At 62.5% G+C, this 20,392-nt stretch carries 24 protein-coding genes; 1 reads left to right on the top strand and 23 read right to left on the bottom strand.

Going from position 1 to position 20,392, the window contains the following annotated elements:
• The 15 genes from CXQ94_RS07765 to CXQ94_RS07695 form a co-directional block, all read right to left on the bottom strand.
• Entirely contained in the window at positions 1-468 is a 468-nt protein-coding gene (locus CXQ94_RS07765) for a hypothetical protein (RefSeq protein ID WP_104088047.1), read from the bottom strand.
• Entirely contained in the window at positions 468-1,424 is a 957-nt protein-coding gene (locus tag CXQ94_RS07760) for a hypothetical protein (protein ID WP_104088043.1), read from the bottom strand. Before CXQ94_RS07760 ends, CXQ94_RS07765 begins: the two co-directional genes overlap by 1 nt.
• Positions 1,421-2,407 (bottom strand): tail fiber domain-containing protein, encoded by a 987-nt coding sequence (locus tag CXQ94_RS07755; RefSeq protein ID WP_104088040.1) that lies wholly within the window; start codon positions 2,405-2,407, stop codon positions 1,421-1,423. The genes CXQ94_RS07760 and CXQ94_RS07755 overlap by 4 nt, the downstream gene beginning before the upstream one ends.
• 3 nt (positions 2,408-2,410) lie before the next feature.
• Positions 2,411-3,559 (bottom strand): hypothetical protein, encoded by a 1,149-nt coding sequence (locus CXQ94_RS07750; protein ID WP_104088037.1) that lies wholly within the window; start codon positions 3,557-3,559, stop codon positions 2,411-2,413.
• Positions 3,550-4,434 carry a phage tail domain-containing protein gene (locus CXQ94_RS07745; protein WP_104088033.1) on the bottom strand — a complete coding sequence of 295 codons (885 nt, stop codon included), beginning with the start codon at positions 4,432-4,434 and terminating at the stop codon, positions 3,550-3,552. Before CXQ94_RS07745 ends, CXQ94_RS07750 begins: the two co-directional genes overlap by 10 nt.
• The gene (locus CXQ94_RS07740; RefSeq protein ID WP_104088030.1) at positions 4,434-7,613 is read right to left on the bottom strand and encodes a tape measure protein; all 3,180 of its coding nucleotides are present in this window, start codon (positions 7,611-7,613) and stop codon (positions 4,434-4,436) included. The genes CXQ94_RS07745 and CXQ94_RS07740 overlap by 1 nt, the downstream gene beginning before the upstream one ends.
• A 220-nt stretch (positions 7,614-7,833) precedes the next feature.
• Positions 7,834-8,334, bottom strand: a complete 501-nt coding sequence (locus CXQ94_RS22540) for a hypothetical protein (protein ID WP_181034118.1) — start codon at positions 8,332-8,334, stop codon at positions 7,834-7,836.
• Positions 8,335-8,434: 100 nt separating this feature from the next.
• Positions 8,435-9,127, bottom strand: coding sequence for a phage tail tube protein (locus CXQ94_RS07730; protein ID WP_104088027.1), 693 nt, complete (start codon positions 9,125-9,127; stop codon positions 8,435-8,437).
• Positions 9,128-9,138: 11 nt separating this feature from the next.
• Positions 9,139-9,576 carry a minor capsid protein gene (locus CXQ94_RS07725; protein WP_104088024.1) on the bottom strand — a complete coding sequence of 146 codons (438 nt, stop codon included), beginning with the start codon at positions 9,574-9,576 and terminating at the stop codon, positions 9,139-9,141.
• Positions 9,576-9,920: a hypothetical protein gene (locus tag CXQ94_RS07720; protein ID WP_104088021.1), complete on the bottom strand. Its 345-nt coding sequence runs from the start codon at positions 9,918-9,920 to the stop codon at positions 9,576-9,578. Before CXQ94_RS07720 ends, CXQ94_RS07725 begins: the two co-directional genes overlap by 1 nt.
• Positions 9,921-9,930: 10 nt before the next feature.
• The gene (locus CXQ94_RS07715) at positions 9,931-10,233 is read right to left on the bottom strand and encodes a hypothetical protein (protein WP_181034117.1); all 303 of its coding nucleotides are present in this window, start codon (positions 10,231-10,233) and stop codon (positions 9,931-9,933) included.
• 20 nt (positions 10,234-10,253) lie between these two features.
• The gene (locus CXQ94_RS07710; RefSeq protein ID WP_104088014.1) at positions 10,254-10,673 is read right to left on the bottom strand and encodes a hypothetical protein; all 420 of its coding nucleotides are present in this window, start codon (positions 10,671-10,673) and stop codon (positions 10,254-10,256) included.
• 18 nt (positions 10,674-10,691) lie between these two features.
• The gene (locus CXQ94_RS07705; RefSeq protein ID WP_104088011.1) at positions 10,692-11,027 is read right to left on the bottom strand and encodes a hypothetical protein; all 336 of its coding nucleotides are present in this window, start codon (positions 11,025-11,027) and stop codon (positions 10,692-10,694) included.
• A 57-nt stretch (positions 11,028-11,084) separates the two neighbouring features.
• Positions 11,085-12,086 (bottom strand): major capsid protein, encoded by a 1,002-nt coding sequence (locus CXQ94_RS07700; RefSeq protein WP_104088008.1) that lies wholly within the window; start codon positions 12,084-12,086, stop codon positions 11,085-11,087.
• A 17-nt stretch (positions 12,087-12,103) separates the two neighbouring features.
• Positions 12,104-12,838: a hypothetical protein gene (locus CXQ94_RS07695; RefSeq protein ID WP_104088005.1), complete on the bottom strand. Its 735-nt coding sequence runs from the start codon at positions 12,836-12,838 to the stop codon at positions 12,104-12,106.
• An 89-nt stretch (positions 12,839-12,927) separates the two neighbouring features.
• Here CXQ94_RS07695 and CXQ94_RS07690 point away from each other — a divergent pair, with 89 nt between their 5' ends.
• Positions 12,928-13,194: a hypothetical protein gene (locus CXQ94_RS07690; protein WP_104088003.1), complete on the top strand. Its 267-nt coding sequence runs from the start codon at positions 12,928-12,930 to the stop codon at positions 13,192-13,194.
• Between the two features lie 18 nt (positions 13,195-13,212).
• Here CXQ94_RS07690 and CXQ94_RS07685 read toward each other — a convergent pair whose 3' ends face one another.
• The 8 genes from CXQ94_RS07685 to CXQ94_RS07650 all read right to left on the bottom strand — a co-directional run bounded on the left by CXQ94_RS07685 (position 13,213) and on the right by CXQ94_RS07650 (position 20,086).
• Entirely contained in the window at positions 13,213-14,277 is a 1,065-nt protein-coding gene (locus CXQ94_RS07685; RefSeq protein ID WP_104088000.1) for a phage minor capsid protein, read from the bottom strand.
• Between the two features lie 18 nt (positions 14,278-14,295).
• Positions 14,296-15,843: a phage portal protein gene (locus CXQ94_RS07680; RefSeq protein ID WP_104087996.1), complete on the bottom strand. Its 1,548-nt coding sequence runs from the start codon at positions 15,841-15,843 to the stop codon at positions 14,296-14,298.
• Between the two features lie 30 nt (positions 15,844-15,873).
• Positions 15,874-16,071 carry a hypothetical protein gene (locus CXQ94_RS07675; protein WP_104087992.1) on the bottom strand — a complete coding sequence of 66 codons (198 nt, stop codon included), beginning with the start codon at positions 16,069-16,071 and terminating at the stop codon, positions 15,874-15,876.
• 10 nt (positions 16,072-16,081) lie between these two features.
• Entirely contained in the window at positions 16,082-17,410 is a 1,329-nt protein-coding gene (locus CXQ94_RS07670; protein WP_258066841.1) for a PBSX family phage terminase large subunit, read from the bottom strand.
• Entirely contained in the window at positions 17,403-17,885 is a 483-nt protein-coding gene (locus CXQ94_RS07665) for a helix-turn-helix domain containing protein (protein ID WP_104087988.1), read from the bottom strand. Before CXQ94_RS07665 ends, CXQ94_RS07670 begins: the two co-directional genes overlap by 8 nt.
• Positions 17,886-18,235: 350 nt before the next feature.
• Positions 18,236-18,820, bottom strand: a complete 585-nt coding sequence (locus CXQ94_RS07660) for a hypothetical protein (RefSeq protein ID WP_146070251.1) — start codon at positions 18,818-18,820, stop codon at positions 18,236-18,238.
• Positions 18,821-18,960: 140 nt separating this feature from the next.
• Entirely contained in the window at positions 18,961-19,587 is a 627-nt protein-coding gene (locus tag CXQ94_RS07655; RefSeq protein ID WP_104087982.1) for a hypothetical protein, read from the bottom strand.
• A 7-nt stretch (positions 19,588-19,594) separates the two neighbouring features.
• On the bottom strand, positions 19,595-20,086 hold the full coding sequence (locus CXQ94_RS07650) for a hypothetical protein (RefSeq protein WP_181034116.1): 492 nt from the start codon (positions 20,084-20,086) through the stop codon (positions 19,595-19,597).
• Positions 20,087-20,392 lie beyond the last annotated feature (306 nt).

Below are 20,392 nucleotides of genomic sequence, written 5' to 3'. Positions count from 1 at the left end.
TCAGCCACCCGTTGGGGTGGCTGTGAGTTCTGGGGTTGCGATGTGCCGGCGCTTGGGTTTCCCGGGAGGGTTGGGCATCCCGTCTCGGTACCACTCCTCCCATTCGAGGGTGTGCTCCCGCTCGTAGCCGAGTAGCCCGTAAACCTCGTCCAGCTTCCGGTCCTGGCGAGCCTCCCTCTGCTCTGCGGCCTTTCGGTCTTCTTGCAGCTGGGTGATGATCAGCTGCTGTTGGTCGAAGAGGAGCTTGTCCCGCGCCATGGCGGCGGCCTTCTTGCGTCCGTCAAAGTCTGCTTGCTGCGCGGTTATGGCCAGGGCGTGGTCTTGCTCCTGTTTGATGCGCTCGTTCTTCGCCCGGATCTTTGCGACCATCCATGTCCCGGCGCCCGTGAGTATGACCAGCACAATGGGAAGGATGAGCTGCACCGCGACAGGAAGCGCCCATGCGAGGTCTTTAGTTTCCTCAGGCATTAGTACCCCCAGCACTGGTACTGGATGTATAGCTGGGTTCCGGACGGTACGCCGTTGACCACGAACTTGATGGCGGACCGGCTTGTGCCGTCGGCCACCATGTTGTAACTAACTGGGCCGCCAGTGGTGTGCATCCGCATCAGCACCGTGGAGACCAGCTTGGTCGGGAATGCCTCAGGAAAGACGATGTACGCGACGCTGTAGGCGTCGAGGGTGACGGATACCTCGAGGGATTTGAAGATGGGCGGCGCAGTTCCTTGCCCGATCTGGATTATTAGACGCGGAGCCCATACCGACCCGTCCCAGGTCTCCTCGGGGAGACCATCGCTGTCGAGCCGAGTGACCCTCTGTCCCCTGAATGGGGAGGTAATCTCGGCCCGCTCTGCCACGTTCCGAACCGGGATCGAGGCTCCCCGGGCCGCGGTGTGCCGCCACACCTGTGTCGTCGTGTTCGGTGACGCGGTGGTGGACGCAGCCCCAGCGAAGATCTGGTGTTCGGACAGGATCAGGGCGCCGGCTGGGACAGTCCCGGTCGGGCGTACAGGAGACGCGGCGGCTGTGCCCGAAGTGACGCCAAGAATTGCGTCGTTGTTCGCGTCGCCCTTCTCCTGGTCATTCTGCTTGATCCACACCAGATCCCAGCGGGACCCCGTGGCGGGGGCATTCGCCGTGGCCACAGTGCGGTTTGCAATCGTTGCCCCCGCCGTGGTGGGTGTGTACACGCCATCACCGACAGCGCGGGCCATTACAGTCGCTGCCTCGCCGACCAGGTACGTCATGGGTGCGGTCGATGCCGTCGGCGTGACCAAGTTGGTGATGCCCTGAACTAGCACCCCAGAGCGTGGAACACCCGGCGCGTTCTCCGCATACTGGCCAGCCAGCGCTAGACGGTGTTCCTTCGGGGTCGTGCCGATGGCACCGATCTGCCGGACGCCCGGCCCACGATTCACGCTCATAAAGTGCCTCCCATTGCACGGAATGCCACCTTCAAGGCGGCGATGTCATCAGAGTTGTTGGTGATTTGTACTTGCAGGTCCTTGACGACGTCCAGCAGAGCGACGCCAAGCAGGTCGTAGCGGATGCCATCGATCTGCGGGCCCTTGCCGTCGCCAGCGTCATGCCAGGAGATGATCTCGGGCAAGTACTTGTGAACCTCTTCGGCGATGAGGCCGTATTCGTCCTTAGCCCCGCGGAGTCGTTGGACTGGTCCCACGGCCGGGCCGCCTTCCGGAGTTACCGCTGGGAGCATGGACGGCTTGCGGTCGAAGATCACGGACCGCAGCTGCAGCACGGCTGCCGCCTCTACCGAGTAATCTCGGATGTTCTCCTTGTACCGGCGCGATGACGTGTTTTTCCCCAATAGGTTGTTGGCGTCGTTTCCGACCCACACCGCCACGAAACTTGTGCCGGCCACTGGGTTGTTGAAGGCCCGCGATGAGCCGTTGGCCATGGCCGCCGTCCCCGCGTTTGCAGAGTTGGAGGCAGTGGCGACGGTGCCGCTGATGTACCCGCCGTCGATCGACGTATTGGAGGCGGCCCAGCCAGGCTTGCCACTGATCCCTAGCCATGAGACACCGCCGGAGACGAGCAACTGCACCCACACATTGTTGGTTGCGTCCCAGATCTCGCCACCGTACTTCCCCGGAGCGGAGAGCAGCGGCCCGAAGCGAGCGACTGGACGCTCGGTCACATCCAGGGTGACGAAAGCTCCATCACTGGTCTGGATGTAAGTAACAGTCTTACCCGAAGTGCCAATCGCCTGGATACCGGTGGCATCCACACGGATGCCACCCACCGGGCCAGTGATCGACATCGACAACTGAGGAGCAGCCCGTTCGAGCTTGCCGATACGGAGGCCCAACTCCTTGAGGAGATTCATGAAAGCGACGACCGGGTCAGGCTCACGCGTGCCCCTCGGGATTCCGTCTAGGTCATCCATTTCTTAGGCCCTCCCTTGGATTGGGGCGAGAGTGATCTTCACCGTCTCGGTGTGATCCCCGTCGATCGCCATCATCCGGACACGGACCGGTCCTGGATCAAGGATCGGATGGTAGTCAGGGATGATGGCCTGGGCCCAGTGCCCTGGCAGGTAGGTGCCAAGCTGTGGCGTGGCGTTAGCCCGGACGGACACCGACCAGTCCTCGATCGGATACTTCGCGGCCGCCATGCCGGCATCCGCATAGGCCTGCAGTAGGCCGAGGTCTTCGACATCCTTGGATGCCACGTCGACTTCCGTCCATGGGTAGCCGGCTGTGTCGATCAGAGTGGTGTCCTGAGCCCACCTGAGCATCATGTCTTGTTCTGACCCGGCGCCAGGCTGGTAAGCCTTGGCCGCCATTTTTGTAGCATCTTCCACTACACCGAAGCCGACAACGCCAGACTTTTCGACGGAGCCGTCCCAGATCCAGTCCGGCCCAGCCTGCACCAGGAGGGGACTGTCGTCGGTCCCGACCTCCATGACCCATTCCACATACCGTTGATCGTCACCACGGAATCGCGGCCGGAATCGGATGTCTGGGCCGCGCTGGACGCCGGTCAGGTTCTTGAGTAGCTGCCCGAGCCACGGCAACATGTAGCCAGGCTCGTGCCTCTCATTGATCCCAGCCAGCAGCTCCGGCAAAACGATCGGCAAACCGGGATTATTGGGGTTGGTCTGGATGCTAATCCTCACGAGCTCCCGAGCGATGGACCCCAGCGTCTTACCGACGACGTCAATGCTCGTCTCCGTCGTTGACTTCCCGGCCGCGAGCGCGACCCAGTCGAGGGCTTTGATGGTGTCGAGGATGGACCAGAGCCCAGCGGCGGAGACTTTGCAGGTTTCCTTTGCTGGGTCGTAGGCGCGTTTCCAGATGGGGCCTGCCTCGAGGATTGTGTTCCCGTAGCTGATGCCCATGAATTGTTTGAGCGGTGCTGTGTTCGCCCTGAGGTTGAGGCGGGCGACTTCGCGGGAGCGGACCTGCAGCGTGCCTTCGATTGAACCGGCATCATTGAGACGCTGCCCCCAGGGCGAGGCAGAGACGGGCAGGTCCGCCGTAATTAGGCCGGTGACCATCTCGCCCACAAAAACCCGATACCCGGTGTTTACCACCATGCCGGGGTCACCTCCGTCTTCAGTAGTGCGTTGGTGGATCCGGGTGCCTCAAAGAGCCATGTGCCTGTCTGGCCCTTACCCAGGCGTACCCACTCGCGACGGACCAGCTGCGCGCCGCGGTCGCCGTCGTCGTCCAAGGTCACTGAGCCGTCGGCGGTATCGAGGCGGATTACTTGCCCGGTGATGACGGCGCCTGCGTAGACCAGGCGCCGCCCTGTTCCGATTTCCGTGATGGAGAAGCCGTTGGGGCAGCTGCCGGTGATGGTGTAGACAGGTGCGGTGTCGGCGGTCCCCACGTTCGTCAGGGACACAATGCCGGGCGACCCGGCGGCGCCATAGTCCAGCACGCCTGTGCTGCCTACCGTGTAGAGGTCGTAGCCGAGCCCGCCACCATCCACCGGCACACCCGTGGACCCAGAGAGGGTTTGGCCGTACTTGCGTGGGTCCGCTGCGGTGACTTGAATTTGGAAGGGGTAAATTCCCGGCACTTCCCAGCCGGGAAGGTCAGAGCCCGTGGCAAGACTCACGGAGGCATGCAGGACGCCGAAGATCGGATCATCGACGACCAGCATGCCCTCGGTCCCGTCGGCCAAGGCAGATGAGAGAGCCTCGTGCGCGGCCAACAGGGCAGCCTCGGTGGGGAGGTTCGCGCGCCCTTCAATAGTGATCAGCCGACCAGTTCGCCAGCCGCGCTCGGAGAAGTCGCCGTGCGCCCACAAACGCGGCGTGGTGTCCTTCCTGACACCCGGGGTGCCCTTCCATCCGGGCATCCTGAGTGCCTTCAGGAAATAGCCCTCCGGTGCCCACTGATTGAGTTGCAGTGCACCCAGAGTGGCAACCATTTGGCTGGCTGGCATCTTATACAAAGTCGTCATCAGACACCTGCCTTCCACATGATCTGTTCAGCCATGCCGCGCGCTTGCGTTTCAGAGTCCACGCCGTCAGCCTTCTCGACGTTGAAGGTCTGGTTGTAGACCGTCGACGCCGCTGGCATTTGAGGTTCTGGCAAGCCGTTTCCTAGGCCGCTGAAAGCGTAGTTGCCGCCGATTCCAAGTTCCGGATCGATGCCGTTGGCGATCATCCACGACACATCACCGAGGGTGTTCTTTAGCGACGGCATTGACTTCTTGATGCCCCCTTGAAGGCCGTCCATGATCCATCCACCCGCAGGGACGAGCAGGGCCAAGTCGTAGGCTTTGGGGCCCTTGTGGTCCTTGATCCAATCGCCGATGCCACCAACGAAGTCCTGAACACCCTTGAACGCACCCTGGAGCCCGGACAAGAAGCCATCCATGATTTGCTGTCCGGCATCAGCGAGCAGCCGACCCATGTTGCCAAGAGCGCCGAGGATCAAGCCGGGCACGCCCCTGACCCAGTTCACCAGATCGAAGAACTTGTTCACCGCTGCATCCTTCACAGCGCCGATCCACCCGGCCATGTTGCCAGCCAGGCCGCCGATTGAAGCGATCCCGTTGAGGACCATGCCCGGCACGCCTTTGACCCAGTTCACAAGCTCGAGGAACTTGCCCACGGCCGCATCCTTCACCGACAGAATCCAGGCTCCAACTTGAATGCCAAGCAGCGCCAAGGCGATGAGGGCATTCACGATCATCCCCGGGATGCCCTGCACCCAGGCGACGAGCTCCATGAACTTGGAGATGGCCGCATCCTTGACCGACAGGATCCAGGCCCCGACCTGCAAGCCAAGCATGGCCAGGCCGATGAGGGCGTTGACGATTTGCTGCGGGATGGACTGCACCCAGGCGACGAGGCCGGTCCAGATGCTGATGGCCATGTTGACCATGTTGGTGATGGCGCCGCCCAAGATCGTGTCGATCTGGGCGAGTCCTGCCGTGAAGAATCCGGCAATTTTTTGGAATGCGGAGACGAAATAGCCGGGGATTTTGTCGAACTGGCCGGTCACGATGGCGATGATCACGGCGAGGACGGTGGCGACGGCTGTCTGTAGGATCTCCCACCCTTGGGTGAAGATGACCTTGACGATGGCCATGCCGGCGGCGAATGGTGCGGCCAGGTTCCCGGCGAAATCTTTCACCATACCGATCGTGTTGGAGAAGAAATCGACGAACATGCCCACCGTGTTCGTTCCAAAATCTGAGAACATGCCCAGGGTGTCGGAGAAGAAAGCGGCGAAGAATGCAGAGATTTCTGACCAGTGCTCGACGATCCACTGGATAGCGAACCCTAGTGGCCCGATCAGCAACGAGAGCAGAAGCCCCCAGTTCTGGCCGATCCACGATACGACACTGCTCATGATCCCGGTGAACCAGTCGATAAATCCTTGCCAGGCTCCTTGAAGGAATCCGACAACAGAATCCCAATTCTTTACCAGCAAGATGATGACGGCGATAAGTGCAACGATCCCGAGGATGATCCAGCTGAGCGGGCTCACGAAGAGGACGCCATTAAGGACGGCCTGAACGACGGCCCAGGCCGCAGTGGCACCACGAACGACGGCGGTGTAGGCCGCGTAAGCCTTGGTCGCGATCGAAATGGCAAGCATCGTCGCCTTGAACGCGAGGAAGCCAGCGCCCAAGGCGACGATGACACCTACAAGAGTATTCGCGCCAGCCTCAGTCGACATGAAGCCATTGACGACGTCGGCAATGCCCAAGACGATGCCGTTTACGACAGGCAGCAAAGCCTGCACAGCGACCAGCAGGGCGCCTGAGAGCGTCCCCGCGAGTGTTCCTGCGGACTCGGCAAGCTGTGGCAGCACAGGGGCTAGGGCGGCCATCAGGATACCCATGGGCGAGAACGCATCGACGAGGTCGCCGATGCCGCCAGCCTGCTCCGCCATCGGACCGAAAGCATCCCACAAGTTGCGGATAGCGAGGCCGATGGATTCGAGGATGCCAGCGAACCCGCCGGAGGTTACGTCGTTGCCGCCCTCCCTCAAGCCAGACACAAATGCGACGACGCCGCCAACAACTTCGTTGAACATATCGCGGGCCTTGTAACCCACCGTGGCAATCGTGGAGAGGCCACTTTCCAAGGCGCCACCATCCAGGCGGGGCATCGTGAAACCTGTGACGAACGAGCTGAACAAGGACTGCAAGGTTCCAGCGGCAACCCCAAGTTTCCCGAACCACGTAACAGCCGCGTTGCCGAAGCTATCGATGGCCGGGCCCATCTTGCCCTGGAACCACTCGCCGAACTGGGTTGAAAACGGTTTCAACACGGCCGTGAGCCCGTCAACGGCCTTGCCTATGGCATTGAAAACCATCTTCATCAGCGGCATAAACCAGCTGGTAAGGACGACACCGAAGCGAGAGAACGCGGCCTTCATGTTCGCGAAAGCACCGCGTGTCGTGTCACCGGACTTCAATGCGGCCCCACCGAGGCCAGCCTCCATGGCGTCGGCGAAGATCTCGAAAGAGACCTTGCCGTCGGATGCCATCTTCGACGCCTCGGCAGCTGTGACACCCATCTGCTTGGCAACCATTTGCAGGACCGGCACGCCGGAGTCCTGCAGCTGTGCGATCACATCGCCCTGCAACTTGCCTGACGCTGCAACCTTGTTGAAGATCGAGCCCATCGATGCCATATCAGTCTTGGCAATGGTGGCCGAGTCGCCCACCAGCTTAAGGACCCGCTCGAGGTCCCTGCCCGGCTGGATACCAGCAGCAACTGCGCCGGCGGCCGTGGAGGCAGCTTCGCCCATGCCGAAGGCCGTGCCCTTGACAGAGGCCATGGCGTTCGCCATGATCGCCGCCACGCTCTCTGTCGAGTTGCCCAGGCCCAGCAGGGATGCTTCCGCGTCCTCGATTTGAAGCTGCCTAGCGATGCCGCCCTTGATAGCCAGGCCAGTGACGATGCCGCCGACAGCTGCGACAGCACCGGTAACGATCTTGCCGACCTTTAGCGCGGCACTACCAACGGCGGACAGCAGGGAGTTGCCAGCCTTGTCACCAGTTCTCTGACCGGTGACAGCGAAGTCGCCCATGGCACCGGTGGCGCCGGCCAGGTTCCTGTCGAAGTCGGTGGAGTTGAGTCGGAGGTAGCCCACCAGTTCGCCGATGGTAAGTGCCAAGGTGGGCCACCTCTCTTATTGTTTAGTTATTGATTTCCCGCTTGTTTCTTGGGCGGGTAGAGGCGGCGTTGGAGCCGGGACTCTATGGCGAGAAGGCCCATGATCTTGTTGGCCAGCCACCGCCAGGACCGCTGCTGCAGGATCCCGGATTCCATGTCGATGCCGACGTCGAAAAGGTCGGCTTCGATGAGCGCCCAGTTGTCCAGGAGCCGTTCCCAGGTCAGGGGGTTTTCGGCGTTATGGCCTTCCGGGTACTGGTAGTAGTCCGAGATGCCGGATTCTTCGTCGTAGTTGCCGCGGCCGTACGGGTCCGGGTCGCCATTCGGCGCGCCTCCCTGTTCGGCGCTTGTACTTTTCCCCCCGAGTTGAAGTACTCTTCGGCAAATTCTGGGCCTTGGGTGGCGTGGAAGATGGCCGTGAGTGCGCAGAGTTTCATCTCTTCCCAAGTGACGCCGTCTTCAGTCATTTCGTCCCAGGCTTCACCGATGGCGTCGCGGTAGATGCTGATCTCTTCGTCGTCGGAGAGGAGCTCTTCGTCGCGCTCCGTCATGACGTACTCTTTGCCGTCCTTTTTCGCCTGTGCGGCTTTGGCGGCGACGTTCATGATGTCCTGCATGCGCAGGCCCACCTCGGCATTGATCGGTGGGATGACGTACTCTTTGCCGCCGATGGGGAGGCTGAGGGTGCTGTCGAGGGTTTCGCGTAGGTCTTTGAAAGCCATGATTGTTTCTCCTTGATGGGTGTTGAACTATCGAAAATTCTGGATGGTTGGTGCCTTCCTCGCAGGCGCGACCGAGGTGCTCACGCCTGCGAGAAAGGGGTTAGGGGACGCGGGTGAAGGTGATGTCCGCGGTGGTGTAGCCGGTGCCACCAGTGGTGACGTTGATGTCGACCACGGCGCCGTCCTTGACACTTGCCGTGGCAACCGCACCGGTGCCAGGACCAGTGATGACCACGGTGGGCGGCTTGGTGTAGCCGGAGCCGCCCTTGCCGATCGTGGCGCCCTTCAGGACGCCAGCGGCCAAGATGGCGGTCGCGGATGCGTCGGCCGTGGTGCCGCCGGTGAAGGGCAGCAGCTCGCCGCGTCCGGTCAGGGAGAACGCGGCGGTCTTGAGGTCGGTCTTGGGGCCGCCGTTCTCCGTGAAGGTGGAGTCGGCAACACCCTTCCAACCTTCGCCGCTGAGCTTGTCAAAGGCGCGCCAGTGCACGTAACCGTCCTCTGCGACACCGATGCCAGCAGCCCGGAGGATCTCCTGACCGGGGTCCTTTGCGAGGCCACCGCGGGGAATCTTCACTTTCCCCTCGACCTTGTAGCCGAGGCCGGTCGAGGTCGAGGAGGACCAGACACCGCCGTCGAAGTCGCCGTCGTCTTCCTGGTTCTTCTCGATGGCCGGCGGGGTGAACTCGGTGATGCCACGGACGGGCACGTAGGTGGTGGGTTCGGTGCCGTCGGTGTAGGCGGCGGTTTCGAAGGCCCAGTCGGAGAGCTGGCCCGGTGTGATGGGGTTGGACATGGTTGGTGCTCCTAATCGGATCGGTGCGCCGCTTCACGGGTGCACTGGATGTAGTAGTTGGCGGTGTGCTCGAGGCGGTTGGCGGCGTCCGGGCCTAGCCGGGCCCCGGACTGGTGCCAGATGCGGACGATGGGGATGCCGCTGATGGTGACGTTTTGCAGGTCGTGGAGCGTATCGAATAGGCCATCGAGGATGTCCTTGTCAGTGGTGCGATTTCCCGGCTGGCCACGTACCCGGCATTGCAGGCCGATGATGCTGTCGGTAGTGCCGCCGTCGTCCTGAACGGGGTACAGGGCCAGGGCAATGGCCCCGTCGGGTTTCTGCGGGAGGACATCGGCCGTGATGGCCGTGTCGGTCAGGTTGTAGGCGCCAGTGACCGACCACGCCCCGACCCCGGAGGCATCGAGAAGTTCGGCAATACCAATCAGCAGGTTGGTGTTGAAGCCCATCAGAGCTCACCCCGCATCGACTTGGCGATGATGTCGCGCGCTGTGGCCGTCTCGGCGTTTAGGGCGTTCTCCAAGTACTTCGCCTCGCCCTCGCCGATGTGCCGTAAGGACAGATCCTCGTGTTGTTTCACCGCGTAGGGTGTGTCGAAGTAGACGGAGGCTTCGAGCTTGGCCGGGTCGAGGTCGTAGTCGCCGGAGCGGCGTAGGTCGCCTTCTTCGCGGGGTGCCCGGATGATGGCTTCACCAATGATGTGCTCGGCGGCCAGACCAATACCGCGTGCTGCGGCGTCCCTGGTCTTGTGGGACACGGCCGGGTTTGGTGCCCACTTCCATCCAGCAGCCAAGGCAGCCTCCTTAGGTGAGCGCGATCTTCAGGTGGTCTGGCAGGCCAAGGTCACCGGAGTCCCGGTTGCTTACCTTGATAACCGTGGCGTCCCTACCAGGTAGGTGCACGATGGATTCCGGAGGGAAGCTGCCCGTCCATGCCTTGTCGACGACGTACAAGGTGGTTTCGCTGACGACGGTGTCACCGGCCATGGTGCGGACCATAGCCCGGGTGTCGTCGATGAAGCACGGCACCGGCCCTGCTGTAGGGCCGTAGATGGTGACCATGCCGCCCTCGCCCTGGTAGGGGTCGACGGTGACAGCGTGAACCATGAACTCTGAGAATTCCTCGGTCACAGCGGCATCACGAAACCCTCGAGCAGCCCGGCCTGCTGCAGGGCGTAGAACGCGTCAGGGCCGAGGACGCCGGCGGCGTCTGCGCGTGCCTGGGCAGTGAACACGTAGGTCGAGTATTGGATGGATGCGCCGCCGATGGACTTCGACATCGCCATGGGGGACACCCCGGCCGCGCCCAGTGTGGGGTCGACTTTCATGGTGTCCCAGAACTGGGCCTGCGCCGTCGTCGCGTCCCGGAACGCTTCGACGACCTTGGCGTCGATTGGCATCCCTGCCGGGTCGGTCGCGTAGAACGCGGTGACCGTCTCGGAGTAGACGAGGTTTGATGCGGACCGAAGGAGGCTCACAGCGTTGGCCGGGGCTGGCTTCGGGGCCATCCAATCGGCCAGATCATATTCGGTTGCGTAGATGCGCATGGTGAGCCTCCTTCGGGTCTACTTGGCCGGGGTGCCTTCGATGGCTTCAGTGATGGACTTTCGGTCCTTGCCTGCGCGCTCGGCTTCGAGGATTCGAACCACTTCGGCGTCGTGCGCTTCAGAGTCGGCGTCGTTGATGGCTGCGACGTAGGCGAGGACCTCGTCGACGTTGTGCTTGGCCGGATCGAATGGATCATCAGCGTTATCCTTGGCGGCTTCGCACTCGACCTTGTAGCCCTGCCGGCCAAAGTACTCCAGCGAAGCTACGTCGTCGGATTCTCCGACACCGTCGGTGAAGGTAACGCCGACGACAACGCCGTTGAATCCCTTAACGGGGGTATTGATGGTTGCCATGTTGGCTCCTAAAATGTGTGGTTCCGTGCGTCCCTCAAACGAGGGACGCACGGATAGCTAGCGGACCTTGATGTTGCGGAATACCGCAGCGGCCTTAGTGGCCTTCAGCGCGACAGCAACGGGGCCAAGCTCGACCTCGCCCTTCTTCACAGCGCCAGCCTGGGAGAAGTCAGGCATCCACGACTGCACCAGCTGGCCACCCACGGTCGAGACACCGTGGAAGCCATCGATGCCGACCCGGTAGGCGTACAGGTCAGTCAGCCCCGTCTGCGCGGTGCCGACGGTGCGGTTCTCCACCGGGATGATGAGGTTGGAAGAACCAGCGACCTCACCAGCGTCGACGAGGATGATGTTGCCGTACATCTCACGGACGATCGGGCGACCATTCTGGCCCAGCAGGTCTTCGACGGGATCCTTCACATATTGGCCAGCGCGGCGCACCGCGGCACGGACTCGGGCCAGTGAGGTGGCGTTTCCAACGATGACTGTTGGGGAGCCGTCCAGCAGCCCAAGGAACTCATCGATGGCGTCGAGGGCCTTGAACTCGGCACGGTTGTCCGTGTCGAAGTCGGTCCAGTTGGTGACCTGGCCTGCACGGAATTCCGTGGCGGACCCGGTCAGTGCTTTGTCCAGGCCATCGAAGCCGTTGGCATCGGTGGCAATGTCACCGTTGATAACCAAGTCCTGGAACTTAGTGCGGGCGGCCTTGATCTTTTGCTGCATGTTCAGCGTGACGTTGCTGGACGCGGCGGGGCCGATTTTCGCCGTGACACGGTCCACTTCGAAGGAGCCACCCATCACCGCGAGCGTGACGGACTTCTTCTCCGTGGTGACGTTCTGCGGCGTGTACTCGCTGTTGATGGCTCGAGTTGCGGCCGTCGGCTGCGTTACCTGGCGGCGGTAGCCGTAGTCCAGGGTGGCGCCGCCGCCTGCGGGGTTGACGACGTCGTCGAAGATGAGCGAGTCGAGGATGGCGGATTCCTTCCGGAATTCGTCGATGACCGCGGGATCGTAATCCTCGACGGCGTTGTTCTTTGATTCGACCAGTGTTACGGCCATGGTGTGCTCCTAGCGGGTTAGTTGCCGTAGTGGGTTTTCACTGCGGCGTCAAGAGATGTGAACTTCGGTTTGGCACCTTCGCCGGACCCGCCGGTGAAGTTGGTGCCGCTCTTGCCGGCCGCCAGGACCGCCTTGAGCTTGGGGTTGTTCTTGACCGCATCCTCGATCGCCTTGGTGATTCCGGCGGTGTCGGTTGGTTCAAGGGCCGCGATCTTCGCCAGGAAGGCGCGGGAGTCGAGGAGGGCGTCGGCGTCTGCACCGGACTTCCCTGCGAGCCGGAATACTGCGAGCTCCGTCTTGGCTGCCTTCGCGTCGCTGTCGCGTTCGGCGAGGGCTTTGGTGAGCACGTCAGCGTCGGGCTTTTCGTCGCCCTTAGCGTCGGGATTGAGGGCTTTCTGGATGGCGGCTAGGGTCTTGGCTGCTACCCGCTCGTCCCCATCCGCCTTGCGGAGGTCGGCGATCATCTTCTGGACGGCTGGATCGAGGGATTCGACCTTGCCGTCCCATGCCTTAGCGGCATCCTGCTGCCCGTCTCCGGACTTGGCAGCGTCGCCTCCTGCTGCAGCAGCAGCACCGGCCGCTCCCTGTTCGCCCTGGGTACCAGCTTGCTCGCCTGCACCATCGCTACCCTCGGCCGCTGCGGCGCTCATCGTCGCGCCACCAAACGTGCCTCGGTGGAGGGCGAAGAGTGCGGCGAGGCCGCCGGCGGCATTGAGGTCGATGCCGTGCGGGGCGCGGACGTTCTTAGACATGAGTTCTCCTAGTTGTATTGATGTGAGTGGGTTGGGTTAGGGTCAGCGATAGACCGGCAGCACTGGGCTGCCGGCTGGGAAGGAATGGCATGTCGATTCTTGTGAGCTACGCCGGGGCAAGCAGCGCATACCCGCAGACTGACAACGATGACTACCGCTGGGGTTATCAGATAACTGGCAGCGGGAGTCTCGCTATTGTCCGCGCCGATGTGAAAGGGAATGCAATCATCGAGTCCGAGGTTTCACCCAGCGCCTGGGTAACCGTCGAGGGTTCTCGATTCCTAGGGGACCTATCGAAGCTGGAGGGCGCCGCCGGGACACTGAAGATGCCTCCGGCCCGATTCATCCAGCAGTAGGCAGTTCATCTATTGCGGCTACCGCGCCGTGGTGTTTGTCCTGTAACTGAGGTTTTTGCGGCCGTTGTCTTCGCGCCAAGCCTTGAATTCTTGTTGCTTGGCGCGAAGCTTCGCCCTCGTGGCCGCAGCTTCGGGGCCGCCCAGTTCTTGATCTATGGCGTCCCGGCGCTTCAACTCGCGAATACGGCGCTCGAACGCCCGCTGCTGCTCCCTCAACGCATTGCCCTCAGGGTCAGCCACAGCCGGTTCACGCTTCGTGATCCCCGGCAAATAGATTGACATCGCATGCCGGCAGTTGTTGTGGAACAGACCAGCCTGCCGGGCCGCGTCCAGCGTCGCGTAGACCCGGACACCGTCGCTGAGCTTCTCGGCCCGGCGGGCCCCGGTCAGCGAAAGCACCTTCCCTTCAAAGGGGCGGCACATCCTGCATTCCTCGATGGCGTCGTCAACAATGACCAAGTCCTGCTCAAGGCGGGCCAATCGGTCCACAACGCCTTGAAGTGAAGCGTTCATAGCGCCGGAACGGACAGCCATCTCCGTGTAAGAAGCCATATTCCAGCGCCGCCCGGACTTGTCCTGGAACGAGGTAATCCCGTTCTGAGCCAGCCTCACCAGGGCCGCGCGGGAGGCTTCCCTCCGCGTCAAAACACCGAGAGACACTTGCGCTGTAGTGCGGGTGATGACCTGCTGATACATGTCGGTGACGGCCCGCCGGATCTGGAACATCTGTGCTGGCAGGGTCTCCACGGTCGAGGCGACCATGGTGCTGATGGCTGAGTTCGGCGCAACCGGCGCATAGCCGACCGCACTTGCCAACCCCGCCGACGCCGAGGCAGATCCCCCAGAATAGGCCAAGGTCAGCGCCTTCTCAATCGCCCCAGGAGCGTCGGTGGCGAGACCGGCGAGGATCTCATCAACAACGACCAGTAGACCTTGGATGCTGGCCAGCTTCAACTGCGCCCAACCCGGATCATCCAAGCCCTTGGCCAGCGTCGCGGCTACCTTAGCAATCAGGGACGTCTCGGCATCGGCGAACAGTTCACGGATGGCCTTGGCTAGATTCGCAGCGTCATCGGGTCGCATAGCCGCCCCCGTCCCTGGTTAGAAGCCCGGCACCCCAACACCACCGGCACCGACGGTTTCCGGATCGGTTAGTGGAGGTAGCTGGTTGTCCTCACGAATCCGGGCCACCTCCAACCCCACCTCGACATCGTCAAGGGAGGGGTTGGCGCGGCGGACACGGGTCTCGATCGACGCCGATAAGGATGCGGCGTCGAGGCTGTTCTGCCGTGCCACAGCCTCAGGATCGTCCTGCACCCCGTCAGGGAATGCCACAGACACCGGCAGCGTCTTCGCTCCGCCCTGGGGGAACATTATGGCGTCGATAGCCAGCGTCTTCGTGAGGATCTGCTCTAGCGCTGGTTTCAGGCCAAGGATTTTCCGGCGCCTCGTGGTGAAGCTGAGCGCGGACCGTGCCGCGACCTCGGTGGCCGTGATCGCGCCACTGCTGCCGGCACCGTCGGACATGCCGAACGTCATGGGTGAGTAGCCGGCGGCGGTGAGGATGATGCGGCGGAAGTGGTCGATGGCTTTCATGAAGTCGTCAGTTCGGATGTCGAACTGAACTTTCTCGATGGCCATCTTCGCATCGGATGCCGATGATGGTGCGGCCTTGACGGGGGTGAAGATGGTTTGGTCAAGGTCGAACCCTGCACCCAATCCGGCGCCGAGGTCTTGGAGCATGGACGCACCGACGATGAGCCGGCCCTTGCCGAGCCGGATGTCGCGGAGCCAGGTCGAGTAGAGCTCGTCGAGTGCGTCGAGTTTCTGCTCTACGCCCTCGAGGTCAGAGCGACCCAAGTTACTGCCGATGGGGTCGCTCCGCCACAAGGCGGACGGGGTGATGTTCGGGGCGTAGGCGACAGCCAGGCCAGCCGTGTTGGTGCTGATGCGGCCCTCGGCGTCCACCTCGTCAGCGAGCTCTTTGGTGGCTGTCTGGTCGATGAGGGGGACAAGGCGGCCGAGGTTGTCCTTGGTGCCTTGATAGAGGCCGTGGTAGACAACGCCGATGTCTTCCTCGACGGTGTGGTGTTCGAGGTGCCGCCATACGGTGTTGTTCTCGGTTTTGACGACACGCCAGAACGTGACGCCGGTGAGGACACCCCAGGCGAATGTTGGCCATGCTGCGTCGGCATCGACTTTGGTGACGAAGGCGTGGTCCTTGACGGTGGAATCCCAGCCTGCCCGGAGGTACACCCCGCCGAGGGCCGCGCTGATTTCGGCGGCCGCGACGATGGTCTGTTCGAAGGCGGGGCCTGCGATGATGTTGAGCCGTGCCTGGGCGTCCTTTTCGCCTTCTTCGACGGTTGCCGTTGACGGTTCAGCGAAGAGCAGGTTCGCGGCGGTGCGGCAGATCTCCTGCGCGAGGCTGACGTGAATGGTGGCCTTGTCGGGCTGCCCGTTCGGCTTGGCTCCGAGGAACCATGTGCGAATCCGCTCCAGCACGCCTTTGCGGGTCTTGCCAGCACCGTAGATGTCGGCGAGGGTGCTGGTGGCGTTGGAGTACCAGGCACCGTACTCCGCGAGCTTCGGGGTGATCTGGGCGAGCTCGGCTGGCGGCCATGCGAGGCCGTTCTTGGGCAATGCCATGGGTGGCCTCCTCGGCGTCGTTGGTGGTGGCTACTGAGCTAGGCCGGGAATTCGAGCCCCGCGCGGGATCAGCGGGGACTCATCAGTGTGGTCGCTGCCACGGTAAGCGATGCCGGGCTTCTTGCCGGTGCTGATCTCGATGGGAATCTCGATCGTGCCGATGGGCTTAGGCTCGTCGGCCCCGACCTGAATCAGCAGGGTCGCGGTGATGGTCTGGATGGTTGCCATGGTGTTCTCCTTATGCGGCGAGGTCGACGTAGTCACGCCAATTCGACTCAGTAGTAGTGATGACGTACCGGCCACCGTCGAGGGAGTGGTCACCGACCTTGAGCGGCTTGTCCTCACCCTTGGCAGTCGCCTTGTCATCCCACGAATACGCGGGAGCCTCTTGGATGAACCCCTCGCACCTGTCGGCGATGAGGAGCTTCCCCGTAGACAGCAGCGAGGCGGTAGTGCGAATGCCATAGAGGACGTTGTTGTCGGCGTTAATGACGTTGTTGACACCATCGGCAGCCAGCTGCACCTTGAAAGATGCGGCGGCCGGGTCGACGATCGTCCACTCCGGCTTCAGACTGTTGACGTAGGGCAGATGCGGCTGGTCCATCCAGTCGCGCATGCGCTGACTGATCTGCGCATCGGTTAGACGCAGCTGGGCTTGCTTGGCGTCGTACCGCCACTCATCGACCATGTAGAGACGGTTGTCGTCGCCGAGGCCCAGCAGGAGGGCAGTGGAGGCGTTGGTCGTGCCATAGTCGATGCCGACGCCGAGGAGGCGCTGCATCGGTGGCAAGGAATCCCACGGTGTGATGTGTTGCTTGGGGTCCCACATGTCGTAGATGGCGCCCTCGGCTGCGACCCATTCGCCGAGGATGAAGCGGCGGTACCAGAGCCCTGTGAACTCTTGGCGGATCGAGGTCTTGTAGGACTCGGTGAGGGCTGGGTTGTCTTCGAGGGTGAAGTGCCAGGAGGACCAGTCGGCGAGCTTGGCGATGCGGTCGAGGAACTTCCGCTTGAGCCAGTGCGAGGGCGAATCGGGGTTGGAGGTGCCGAACAGTTTCGCCCTGGGCACTGACATGCGGCCGAGGAGTTGGGTGAAGAACTCTTCGGGGATGACGGTGATCTCGTCGACGTAGGCGCCGGCGACGGTCATGCCTCGGATGACCTTCTCGGCCTTGGCGTCGGATGCGCCGAGGACGTGGATGACGCGGCCGAGGATGCGGACGGTGGGGGCGCCGTAGTTGCCGATGACCTGGTCAGCGATCTTGCCAAACAGTGCGGCGTTCTGCAGCGGCCCGATGCAGTTGCGCCAGACAGCGTCGCGGGTGCGGCCGATCATGACGAGCTCACCGCCGAGTGGGGCGCGGGCGACGAAGATGATCCAGCGGAGGAGGCTGATGATGGTCTTCCCCGACCGGATGGACCCTTCGAGGACGTTGACGCGGGTGGTCGAGTGTCGGAGGAAGTGCAGCTGCTTCGCGCTGATCACATCGGCCGGCTTGAGGGGTTGGCCGACGACGCGGTCGTTGGTGATCAGGTTCTTGGGGCGTTCCATGACGGCGTTACTCATCGGGGATCCCGATGCCGTCAATGAGTTTCTGAATCATGGACTCCGCATCCTGCACGCCGCCGTCGTTGTCGAGCTTCTCGAGCTTCTCGACTTTGTCGACGGCGATGCCGACAGCGGAGAGTATGTTCTTCTTGTCGGCGAAGATGGGCTCGGGTAGCTGGGACTCTTCGTAGGTGTTGTCCTTGCCGCCGAAGTTGAACACGACGGTTGGTTCCCAGAGTTGCTTGCGGAGTCGGTGGGCGTCCTCGAGGAGGAGTTCCTTGAGTTCGGCGCGGCGGGCTTTGGCGTCGATGACCTTGGACGCTGTCGCTGCCCTGGTCCCGGTGCGGTCGAAGTCGAGGCCGGCGGCTTTGCAGACTTTGGAGACGGTGGATGGGGCGACGCCGGCTTCTTTGGCTATGGCGTTGCGGCTGGTCCCGAAGGTGTGGAGGTCGATGATTTGTTGGCGGGTGGTGTCTGAGATTGGTTTGACCACAAACTCATCACCTCCTAGGCAGTGGGTGGGGCGCGTTAGCAGGTCGGTTCATGGCAAGGGGAGAAAGGTACCCACGGTAAAAGACCCTCGAGCCCGCCATCACCAGTGTTGCAAGCGGCGTTTCGTGGGCCTGGTGTTGACTAGCGCGCCCCATGATTTGGGTGAGGCCCCGACGTCCTTGGGGGAATGGTCGGGGCCTCATGGTCAGCTTCAGAGTCGGCGCTGACTGGCCTGTACTGGGAAAGTGTGGGTGTGCGAGCGTTCGGTCGCCCAGCCAGTTCATCCGAGTATGTAACCAACATACCCTAAAAGTGATGCGGTGCAAGCACCGAGCACCATTAGGGGCGTGGCTAATTGCGGCGGCGTTCTGTCATGCGCTGAGCGACGCGGAAGACGTCGGCGACACGGTAGCCGGCCTCCCTCGTCTCGACGTCGCACTGCTGCGAAACATGGCCGAGGCGCTGCCAGTTCTCCAAGTGCTTCGGCGTGATCCTGACACCCTGCGTTGCCAGGGCGCGCACGACGACCGGGGCGGGGGCGAGGACATTCCAGGCGCTGGTGATGGCGTTCTCGCGCCGCCGTGCCACGTCCCAGTACACGCCGCAGCACTCGCACCGGGCGGTGTTGGCGTCGGCGGTGACGAAGAGTTCCTGATAGCACTCCACCGGCACGCCGTCAGGGTCCTCGAGGAGGCTGCCGCAAGCGCCGATGTGGATGAGCTCGGCGGGCAGGTCCACGATCTTCACCGCCGCCGCTGTCGCCTCCTCGAGCCGCTCCAAGTATCCGACAGCCCACGCCTTGCCGCCGATGTGTTTAGCCTGCCGTGCCTGCCACGGCCCGACGACCTTCGACAACACCGCGGCCGCCTCGATCGCCTCGAGGTTCATCGGCAGGCCGCGACCATACCCGCCACCCCTGGTCACGGTGAAAGCCACATGGTCCAGCCTCGCCGCCGTCACCCTCAAATCCGACAGCAACCCCGGCGCCCTCGCCAGCAGATCCCGCAACCCACCCTCACAAGTCCCACACAGGAACGCGTCAGCATGCAACAACCGGCTGCAACGGCACTCACGGCTCACAGCAGCGCCCCAACAGGTGCCGGGCTCGTGACGCCCGCGCGAGCCGCAACGCGACCGGGCGCGTGGGTGGGCACTGTCTCGGGCAGTGCGAGTTTGTTGAGGGCGTTGAGGTGTGTTTGGGGGAGGGAGTCCTCGAGGGGTTGGCCGTTGAGGCGGCATCCGATGGCGAGGAAGATGACGGCGTCGGCGAGGTCGTTGCCTGTGATGTCGATTTGTGGGTATCGGCGGATGGTTTGGGCTAGGACCATGTCTTTGCCTGCGTCTTTGCCGCCGCCTTTGCCGGTGGCGTACATCATGCGTTGGGCTGGTGTTGCGGGGACGATGTCGCAGCCTTTGGCGATGAGTTTTTGGTGGATGGCCCACCATAGGCCGGAGCGGTCGTGGGCGCTGGTGCTGATGGATCCGTAGCTGGGGGATTCGATGATGACCAGGGAGTTGCTGGGGACGTGCCCGACGATGGTTTCAGCGAGGCGCTTGATGCGCGCGCCTCGCATGTCCCAGGTGTCGGTCTTCTTGCCGGTGGAGCGAATGCGTTCTCGGTGGATGTGGCCTTCGTGGTCTTTGATGGCGATGCCCGTGCTGGTGAGGCTTGGGTCAATACCGACGATGGTGCGGTAGGTCATGGTGCTCCTAGAAAGGTGGTGGTTGGTCTGGGTCGGGCGGGATGCTGGCTGTTTTGATGTCTGGGAAGAGGAGTTCCCAGGGGATGGGGATGCCGAGTGGTTGGTGGCATTGGTGGTTGGGGGCGATGGGGTGTTTGTTGTGGTTGGCGTCGCGGGTTGCGAGGTTCCAGGTGTTGCGGTGGTTGATGGTGATGCCGTCCCAGACGATGCGGAGTTCGTGGGTGGTGCGGCCTTGGATGAGGGCTTGGAGTTCTTGGTTGGTGGTGAGGAGGGTGGTGTCGGTGGTGGTTGCCCAGGTGTAGTCGTGGTCCCAGTCGAGGGCTTGGAGGACTGGTACACCGCATTTGTGGCAGGGGATGAGGTTGGCGGTGGTGCCGAGGCGGGGAATGGTGAACTCGATGCTGTCGGCGAGCCAGTTGGGGAGGGCGTTTAGCCAGGCGTCTTTGGGTTTGCGTTGGCGGGGTAGCTCCGTTTTTGGGAAGAGCGCTGCTTGCGTCAAGGCAACACCAGTGGCCGAGGTGGCCAAGGATTTGCTAAGTCGGGCCGCGTGCGTGTATGCGCGCGCGTGAAGCGAACAAACAAGAGATGTGCCACTTTGGGGTTTTTGGGGGCGTATTTGAGGGTGGTGTGTGTCTCCCTAATTTGTCGATAGTGGCACAAGTGGCGCAGCTTCGTTGTATAACGATTTGCTCGTAGGTATCGGTTTGTAAGGTGTTTCGTTGTGGAGTGGCACAGGTGGCACAACATTCGACGAATGATTTCGTCAATTTTTGAGGACACAAGCACACAAGGTGCACAAGTATTG

The organism is Arthrobacter sp. GMC3, from assembly GCF_002929305.1.
Classification (GTDB): domain Bacteria; phylum Actinomycetota; class Actinomycetes; order Actinomycetales; family Micrococcaceae; genus Specibacter.
This window is presented reverse-complemented; position numbering and strand designations above follow the sequence as displayed.